The sequence below is a fragment of the Lutibacter sp. genome (assembly GCF_041562875.1).
Classification (GTDB): domain Bacteria; phylum Bacteroidota; class Bacteroidia; order Flavobacteriales; family Flavobacteriaceae; genus Lutibacter.
The window spans coordinates 1-9406 of record NZ_JBFFOE010000093.1 but is presented as its reverse complement, the minus strand read 5'-3'; the positions used below and the strand labels follow the sequence as shown (position 1 = coordinate 9406).

Below are 9406 nucleotides of genomic sequence, written 5' to 3'. Positions count from 1 at the left end.
TATTTTAATCCGATAGGTGCTCATAAATCTGCAAAAATTGGAGAATTACCAATTGGAGTTCCACAAAATTTAATCCCTTTTGTTACACAAACTGCTGCTGGTATTCGTAAAGAATTATCAGTCTTTGGAAGTGATTATCCAACTTCTGACGGAACTGCAGTGAGAGATTATATTCATGTTGTTGATTTAGCCAAAGCACATATTGTTGCTTTAAGAAGGTTACTTAGCAACAAAAATAAAACTTCTTTTGAAGTGTTTAATATTGGTACTGGCAAAGGAAATTCAGTTTTAGAAATTATAAAATCATTTGAAAAAGTAACCGGTAAAAAATTAAATTACAAATTGGTTGACCGAAGAGAAGGTGACATTACTGCTGCGTATGCAGATACAACTTTAGCAAATACTGAATTAGGATGGAAAGCTGAATTAACTTTAGATGAAGCATTACTCTCTGCTTGGAAATGGCAACAAACGTTATAAAAATTAAATTTAAAGAATACAAACTTCTTATAATTTGACAAAAAAAAACTCCTTAATAAATTTATTAAGGAGTTTTTTATATCATTTGAATTATTTTATTTGTAAACTTCTTTTACAAATGCTTCATAATTCATTTCTTTGACTTTAAAAGTAATATTTTCTTTATAAAAATTTAGTAATTTCTGACTTACCAATTGTTCTTGTAAACGTTTTGTTTCATCTTGATTACTTAAAACTCTTTGTACAATATCTTCTAAATCTTTTTCTTCAGGATTTAATTGTCCGTATTGAGCCATTTGAGTTTTTACAAAACCTTTTGTAAAGTCTTTTAGCTCCTCAAAATTAATTTGAAGTTTATTATCTTTTAATATTTTACCTTCAATTAATTGGTAACGCAATCCTTTTTCTGATCTATCAAATTCTTCAGCAGCTTGTTCAGCTGTCATTGGTTTTTCACCAGCTACAGCTAACCATTTCTTTAAAAACTCAGAAGGTAAATCAAATTTTGTATTTTCTACTAAATATTCAGTAACATCATTTAGTAATTGTTGATCTGCTTGAGTTTTGAATTGCTTTTCAGCATCTTCTTTAATTTTAGCAACCAATTCTTCTTTAGATTTTACAACATCTGGTCCAAAAACTTTATCAAACAATTCTTGGTTTACTTCACCAAGTTCGGTCATGTTCACCTCTTCAATAGTAAAAGTTACATCAATATCTAATCCATGAATAGCATCGTGATCTACACCTAAGGCACCCATTAGTTTATGGTCATCATCAAAAAGTCCTTTTGTGTTTAATTCAACAACATCTCCAACTTTTTTTCCAATTAATTTCTTTTGGTTTGCTTTTCCTTTTACTGAAGCTAATTCAATAGTAGATTTTTTGTTAATTTCTTTTTCTTCATTAACAAATGTACCTGTAATATTTACACCTTCTTCAACTACATTTTTAGAAATAATTTTTCCATAACGTTTTTGAATATTTTCAACTTCTTTACCTAATAATTCCTTATCAGCAATAATATTGTACTGTGTAATTTTCTTTTTATCATCTAATTTAACATCAAATTCTGGCGCTAAACCTAATTCAAATTCAAATGAATAATCTTCTTTATCCCAATTAAAATCTTCTTGCATTCTAGGTAATGGATTTCCTAAAATGTCTAATTTTTCTTCAATTAAAAAATTATTTAATGATTCTTGAAGCATCTTATTCACTTCATCAATCATTATAGATTTCCCGTATTGTTTTTTTACCATTCCCATTGGAACTTGTCCTTTTCTAAATCCTGGAATATCAGCTTTTTTACGGTAATCTAGTAAAATTTTCGCTACTTTTTCTTGATAATCGGCAGCTGAAATTTCAACTTTCACTACTGCATTTAATGCATCAATATTTTCTTTTGTAATATTCATTTTACGCTATTTTATCTTAAATCATTCAAAATTGGGTGCAAAATTACTATTTTTTATGCACTTTGCAAAGTATTTAATCTGTTCGAATTCAACTATTTTCTTTCCCTTCGTCTAAGAATGGGTATAAAAATGATTGAAATAGTGATAATAGTAAACTAAACAATAATGCTACCCAAAACCCTGAAACGGTGAATCCATCAACAAAATAATCGGCTAGCATAATAATTACAGCATTTATCACTAATAAAAACAAGCCTAAAGTTACTATAGTTGCGGGTAATGTTAAAAATATAAGTAATGGTTTTACTGTAACTCGTAACAAACCTAAAACTATAGCTACAATTATTGCACTTGTGTAACCATTTGATAAAGTTACTCCTGGTAAAAAATTAGCTATTACAACTACAGCTAATGCGGTTAATAATATTCGTAAAATTAATTTCATATGTATCTATTTATTGTTTTTTAATTGTTACATGCAGTTCGCTAATAATCATTCCTTTGGCTGATAAACTTTTCAACATGCTCGTTTCATCTTTTAAAATTTATAATGAAGTTTAAATTTAACTATAATTATGCCAATTTTAGAATTAGGCTAAAAACCTGACAACTTCACTATAAAACTGTGTTGGATTTTCAGCATGAAGCCAATGTCCTGCATTTTTGACAGTTACAATTTTTGAATTTGAAAAGTGTGCTGAAATTAATGGAATGTCATCTTTTGTAATGTACTGTGAGTTTTCACCTCTTAAAAAAAGTGTTTCCCCATCAAAATGTGTAAAAGAAGGCAACGCCTCTCCTACTTCAACATTATTTTCAGTTAAACTTTGCAAATTAAAGCGGTAAGCTAATTTCCCCTTTGATTCCCAATACACATTTTTTAATAAAAATTGAAGTATTCCTTCTTCTTTAATATAAATTCTTAAAGCTTCTTCAACTTTTTTTCTTGTGTTGTGAAGTGAAAAATTTATCGAGTTTAATGCCGCTAAAATAGATTCATGGTGAGGTTTGTAATACTTCGGACTTATATCAGCTACTATTAATTTATCAATAAATTCTGGATAAGTTACTGCAAATTGCATCGCTACTTTTCCACCCATAGAATGGCCAAGTAGTATTACATTTTTTAAATTAAAATGTTGAATATAATTGTATAAGTCTTCAACCAATAATTCATAATCAAATTCATTGGAATGAAAACTTCTCCCATGATTTCGTTGATCTATTAAATGTACTTCAAATTTTTCAGCAAACTGAACTCCAAGTGATTTCCAATTATCACTCATTCCAAAATACCCATGTAAAATGAGTAAAGGTTGTCCGCTTCCTAAAATTGTTGAGTGTAAAACTTCCATTTTAAGTTTTTAGTATTGAACTTTTATTAATAAGATTACTGTCTTCGCAGGAATTACAATTATTTAGAAGCTAAACTTAATTTATACTTGTACATATTAATTACATTCTCTAAACCTAAATACAATGACTCCGTAATTAGTGCGTGCCCAATAGAAACTTCCAATAAATTTGGAATGTTTTCAGCAAAAAACTGAATATTATCCAAACTTAAATCATGCCCAGCATTTACGCCTAAACCAAGCTCAGCTGCTAACAAAGCACTCTCTGTATAAGGTTTAATTGCTTCTTTATTTCCAAGTCCAAATTGTGTAGCAAAATCTTCGGTATACAACTCAATTCTATCGGCTCCTGTAGTTGCTGCAGCTTCAATAAGTTTTAAATCGGTATCAATAAAAATGGATGTTCTAATTCCTTTTAATTTAAATTCAGCAATAATTTCTTTTAAAAAAGATTGATTTCTTATTGTATCCCAACCTGCATTTGAGGTAATTGCATCAATACTATCTGGCACCAACGTAACTTGCGTTGGACGAATGGCTAATACCATTTCCATAAATTTTGGAATTGGATTTCCTTCTATATTAAATTCGGTAGTCACTATTTTTTTTAAATCGTATGCATCTTGATAACGAATATGACGTTCATCTGGTCGTGGATGAATGGTAATTCCTTCTGCTCCAAAACGCTCAATATCAGAAGATACCTTTACAACATTTGGATAATCTCCTCCTCTAGAATTACGTAACGTAGCAATTTTATTTACATTTACACTTAACTTTGTCATTGTTAAAAATTATTATTTTTAATTAGTGAACAAATTTACGAACTAAGAAGATGTTTTTGGTTTTATTTTTGATTAATTTGTAGACCAATAAGAAACTGTATGGAAACAACCCCTTACATATTAAATGAGTATAAAGCCTTTACACTTCAAACAACTGTGTTAGAAGCAAAATCATTTTTTTATGAAACTTCTTTTTGTTTCTTTCCTATTGTAAGAAACAATCAGTTAGTAGGTTTAATTTCTAAAAACGAGGTTGAAGGGATTCACGAAAATAATAAATCTATTGAAAATTTTCAAAATTTATTTGTACTGTTTTCCATTGAAGAAAATGATAATTTATTAGAAATTATTAAAGTTTTCGCTTCCCACGAAACCAATATAGTTCCTGTTTTAAACACTAATAATGAGTATATTGGCTATTATGATTTAATTGAGATTTTGCATATTTATAATGAAACTCCTTTTTTAAATAATGAGGGTATTGTGTTACTTTTAGAAAAAGAAATAAGAGATTATTCGTTTAGTGAAATTTGTCAAATTGTTGAGTCTAACAACGGAAAATTATTAGGTATTTTTATTTCTGAATCAAATGCAACTACCGTAAAAATTACCATTAAATTTAGCTCTCAAGATATAAATGAAATTATTCAATCGTTCAGACGCTATAATTATAAAGTACTTTCTAAACATAAAGAAGATTTTTATTTAGAAGATTTAAAAGACAGATCAGATTACTTACAAAAATATTTAAATATTTAAGAATGAAAATTGCTATTTACGGACAAGATTATAAACCTGAAGATAAAAAGTATGTTGAAGAGTTAATTAACATCTTAAGTAGCCATAAAATTGAAATTTACTTTGAAGAAAATTATTATTTAGGATTAAAAGAACAAGTTGAAATTAAAGGTATTAAAACTTTCGCATCATATAAAGAGCTAAATAATTCTTTTAATTTTATGTTTACCATTGGTGGAGATGGTACCATTTTAAGAGCAGTAACTTTTGTTCGAGATTCTAACATTTCTATTGTAGGGATAAACACTGGTAGATTAGGGTTTTTAGCAACTGTACAAAAAGACAAAATTAATAATGCTGTTGAATTGTTACTAAAAAAACAATATGTAGTAAAAGAACTTTCTTTATTAAGTGTAACTACTTCACCTAAAATTGATAGCCTAGCTTCTTTAAATTTTGCATTAAATGAAGTTTCTGTAAACAGAAAAAATACTGCCTCTATGATTACTATTGAGACCTATTTGGATGATGAATATTTAACTTCCTATTGGGCTGATGGATTAATTATAGCAACACCAACAGGTTCTACAGGATATTCATTAAGCTGTGGAGGACCTATAATTATACCACAAGCTAAAAGTTTTGTAATAACACCTATTTCACCACATAATTTAAATGCAAGACCCTTAGTAATTCCTGATGATACCGTAGTTAAATTTAAAGTGAGTGGTAGAGAAGATAAATTTTTCTTATCACTTGATTCTCGAATTACCACCATAAATAGCAACACTGAAGTATCTATAAAAAAGTCAGATTTTAACCTAAAAATGGTAGAAATAAAACAACAAACTTTTATTAAAACACTGCGTGAGAAATTACTTTGGGGTCAAGACACTCGAAATTAATCTCAAGCATTTCTTTTTTTAAAAAGTAGTTTTTAAAAACTACAATAATTTCATTTATAAGCAGTTTAACAAAAAAGACTTTGATTAACTTCAAAAAGCAACTATAATTATTTATATTTGCGAGCTATTTTATTTATGAAAAAACTAATTTTACTTATTACATTCGTCTGTATCACAACAACTTCAAAGGCTCAAATTAATGAAGTTGGTATTTTTGTAGGTGGCATTAATTATATTGGAGACATTGGTCCAGAATATTATATAAACCCAAACAACATTATGGGTGGATTTATTTATAAATGGAATATGAATCCTAGAATTGCACTAAGAGGAACATTTACATATGCTCAGATTTCTTCAGATGATATTGATGCAACAAACAGCGCTCGGTATTTTAGAGGTATTGGGTTTAATAATAGCATAAAAGAATTAGCAGTAGGAATGGAATTTAATTATTTTGAATACGATTTAGACGATTTCAGAAAAACCAACACCCCTTATTTATTGTTTGAAATAGCTGCCTTTAACTACAAAGTAGTCACTTCTGAAACTGCCCCTAATAGCAAACAATATAATTACGAATCTAAAACTTCCTTTGCTATTCCCTTTGGTATTGGCTATAAAACTAAATTATTCGGAGATTTTGCTGTCGCACTTGAATTAAGAGCTAGATATACTTTTGTAGATAATTTAGATTATAACAACCCTGAAATAGAATCGCTTACTTTTGGAAACCCAAACAGTAACGATTGGTATATGTTAAGCGGTATTTCTATTGTTTATTCATTTGGAAGACCCGCTTGTTATGCAACACGACGTTAATGGAAGAATTAAAATCTAAAATAGCTAAAAACCCCATCCCTAACCATATTGCCATAATCATGGATGGTAACGGACGCTGGGCAAAACTGAAAGGAAAACCTAGGGTTTTTGGACATAAAAATGGTGTAACATCTGTTAGGCAAGTTATTGAAGGCTGTGCTGAAGTTGGGGTAAACTATTTAACTATGTATGCTTTTTCTACTGAAAATTGGAACAGACCTAAATTAGAAGTTAAAACACTAATGGCGCTGTTAGTTTCATCACTAAAAAAAGAATTAAAAACACTTCAAAAAAATAACATCAAATTAAATACCATTGGTAATCTTGAAAATTTACCTGAAAAAGCACAAATTGAGCTTGCTGAAGTGATTGAAAAAACCAAAAATAATACCACATTAACACTAACTTTAGCATTAAGCTACGGTTCAAGAGAAGAAATTGTTAATGTTATCAAAAATATATCAAAAAAAGTTGTTAATAATCAACTTAATGTTGAAGAAATTAATGAAAAAATTATAAATAATCATTTATATACGTTTTCTTTGCCCGATGTTGATTTTATGATCCGAACAAGTGGTGAAAAAAGAATCAGCAATTTTTTATTGTGGCAAATTGCATATGCAGAATTGTATTTTACAGATACCCTTTGGCCAGACTTTAGAAAAGAAAACCTATTTAATGCAATATTAGAATATCAAAATAGAGAACGACGTTTTGGGAAAACCAGTGAACAAATTGAAAAAATCAATGAATAAATTAAACATAGCCTTTTTACTTTTAACATTTTTTTTAGCAACAACAACTGCATCAGCTCAAGAGCCGCAGAAAAATGATTTAAAGGACATTCAAGAAAAAAATGATACCATTGCTAAAGATAGTATCAGTCCAATTATAATTAATACCACTTTCAAAAAAGATAATTCTTACGAGCTTGGTGGAATTTCAGTAACAGGACTTAAAAAGTTTGAAGATGAAACCGTAAAGGTTTTCACTGGATTAAAAGTTGGGCAACAAATTAAACTTCCAGGCGACAAGCTAACTAGTGCTATTAAAAAATTATATGAAACCAAACAATTTAGCAATGTAGAAGTTTACATTTCTAAAATTGATGGAAATACTGCATATTTAGAATTTGAAGTTCAAGAATTACCACAACTTAATAAAGTAACTATACAAGGTATTAAAAAAAGTAAAGCAAAAGATTTACAAAATGATGCTGAACTTAAAGTTGGTGAAATGGTAACTGATAACCTAATTGTTACCACAAAAAACTATTTCAAGAAAAAATATCAGGAAAAAGGATATTTAAAAACAAAAGTTACTTTAGATACAAAACCTGATACTACAGGTGTAAATATTGTGAATATGCTCGTTCATATTGACAAAGGTGAAAAAGTAAAAATAAAACATATCAATTTTGAAGGGAATGAAGCATTTAGTGATAAAAAACTAAAAAAAGCATTAAAAAATACCAAAACAAAAATGTTAGGTAGATTTTGGAAAAAATCGAAATATATTGAAGCTGATTTTAATGAAGACCTAGAAAATATAATAAATACTTATAGCGAAAAAGGACATAGAGACGCCAGAATATTAGAGCATTCATTAACTTGGAATGATGATAACACCATAAATTTAAACTTAAAAGTTGAAGAAGGGAAAAAGTATATTTTCGGAAATATAGATTTCTTAGGAAATAGTAAATATACTGATGAGCAACTTCATAGAATGTTAAGAATTGATAAAGGTGATACCTACAACGGTAAAGTTTTAAAAGAAAGAGTAAATGGTGATGGTTCACCTGATTCTCAAGATATTTCAACTTTATACCAAGATAATGGGTATCTTTTTTCAAGAGTGCTTCCTGTAGAAACTAAAATAAATAACGACTCTATTGATGTTGAAATTAGAATTTTTGAAGATCAACCAACAAGAATTAAAAAAGTAACTGTTAACGGAAATGATAAAACAAATGACCACGTAATTTTTAGAGAAATTAGAACAAAACCAGGTTATTTATATAGTAAAAGTGATATTATTAGAACCATCAGAGAAATTGGACAATTAGGATTTTTTGATGCTGAAGCAATTACACCAGATATCAATCCAAACTATCAAGATAAAACTGTTGATATAGATTATACCGTTGCAGAAAAAGGTTCAAGCCAAATTGAATTGCAAGGTGGTTATGGTGGCGGTTCGTTTATTGGAACTTTAGGTTTATCATTTAACAATTTTTCTGTTCGAAATATTTTTAATAAAAAAGCCTACCGTCCATTACCAATGGGAGACGGACAAACACTTTCTTTAAGATTACAAAAGAGTAGATATTATACAACCTCAAGTTTTTCATTTACTGAACCTTGGTTAGGTGGTAAAAAACCACAATCACTATCGTTTTCTGTTTACAATTCAAAACAATTTAGATACGATTATACCACCAATAAAGTTGATAAAGATCAACGTTTAAACATTATAGGTGCAACAGTAGGCTTAGGAAAACGTTTGCAATGGCCAGATAATTATTTTACGCTATCACAAAGCGTTAGTTACCAATTGTATGATTTAAAAGAATATGGAATGAGTATTGCTGGTTTATATTTAACCAATGGTAACTTAAATAATTTATCATATAATATATCATTAGGTAGAAACTCATCAGGGCCTAATCCTGTCTTTCCAAAACAAGGTTCTGAATTTAGTGTTGGAGCAAAACTAACAATTCCTTATTCTCTTTTAAATAATAAAGACTATTCTAGCTTAGAATTAGGTGAAAAATATAAATGGTTAGAGTATTACAAATTAAGTTTTAAAGGAAAATGGTATACTGCTTTAACAAAAGATTTAGTGGTAATGACCAATGCTGAATTTGGTGTTTTAGGAAACTATAACAAAGAATTAGG

10 protein-coding genes are annotated in these 9406 nt (G+C 28.7%); 6 read left to right on the top strand and 4 right to left on the bottom strand.

The window, feature by feature from the left end; genetic code table 11:
* The coding region (locus ABY863_RS11095; RefSeq protein WP_372794805.1) for a GDP-mannose 4,6-dehydratase at positions 1-480 on the top strand (480 nt) is incomplete at its 5' end.
* Positions 481-575: 95 nt separating this feature from the next.
* On the opposite strand, the gene tig is transcribed toward ABY863_RS11095, so the two are convergent.
* The 4 genes from tig to ABY863_RS11075 all read right to left on the bottom strand — a co-directional run bounded on the left by tig (position 576) and on the right by ABY863_RS11075 (position 4038).
* Positions 576-1898 (bottom strand): trigger factor, encoded by a 1323-nt coding sequence (gene tig / locus ABY863_RS11090; RefSeq protein ID WP_372794802.1) that lies wholly within the window; start codon positions 1896-1898, stop codon positions 576-578.
* An 88-nt stretch (positions 1899-1986) separates the two neighbouring features.
* A complete protein-coding gene (locus ABY863_RS11085; RefSeq protein ID WP_372794800.1) occupies positions 1987-2343 on the bottom strand; it encodes a phage holin family protein in 357 nt (118 codons plus the stop codon).
* A 145-nt stretch (positions 2344-2488) separates the two neighbouring features.
* The gene (locus ABY863_RS11080; RefSeq protein ID WP_372794798.1) at positions 2489-3253 is read right to left on the bottom strand and encodes an alpha/beta fold hydrolase; all 765 of its coding nucleotides are present in this window, start codon (positions 3251-3253) and stop codon (positions 2489-2491) included.
* A gap of 59 nt (positions 3254-3312) precedes the next feature.
* On the bottom strand, positions 3313-4038 hold the full coding sequence (locus ABY863_RS11075) for a pyridoxine 5'-phosphate synthase (protein ID WP_372794796.1): 726 nt from the start codon (positions 4036-4038) through the stop codon (positions 3313-3315).
* 99 nt (positions 4039-4137) lie between these two features.
* Between ABY863_RS11075 and ABY863_RS11070 the strand changes: the two genes are divergently transcribed.
* From ABY863_RS11070 to bamA, 5 genes are all read left to right on the top strand, one after another.
* On the top strand, positions 4138-4797 hold the full coding sequence (locus ABY863_RS11070) for a CBS domain-containing protein (RefSeq protein WP_372794794.1): 660 nt from the start codon (positions 4138-4140) through the stop codon (positions 4795-4797).
* 2 nt (positions 4798-4799) lie between these two features.
* Positions 4800-5681 (top strand): NAD kinase, encoded by an 882-nt coding sequence (locus ABY863_RS11065; protein ID WP_372794792.1) that lies wholly within the window; start codon positions 4800-4802, stop codon positions 5679-5681.
* 135 nt (positions 5682-5816) lie between these two features.
* Positions 5817-6503, top strand: a complete 687-nt coding sequence (locus ABY863_RS11060) for a DUF6089 family protein (protein WP_372794790.1) — start codon at positions 5817-5819, stop codon at positions 6501-6503.
* Positions 6503-7258, top strand: a complete 756-nt coding sequence (locus ABY863_RS11055; RefSeq protein ID WP_372794788.1) for an isoprenyl transferase — start codon at positions 6503-6505, stop codon at positions 7256-7258. Before ABY863_RS11060 ends, ABY863_RS11055 begins: the two co-directional genes overlap by 1 nt.
* Positions 7251-9406: outer membrane protein assembly factor BamA (bamA, locus tag ABY863_RS11050; protein WP_372794786.1), on the top strand; the 2156-nt coding region annotated here is incomplete at its 3' end. The genes ABY863_RS11055 and bamA, both read left to right, overlap by 8 nt.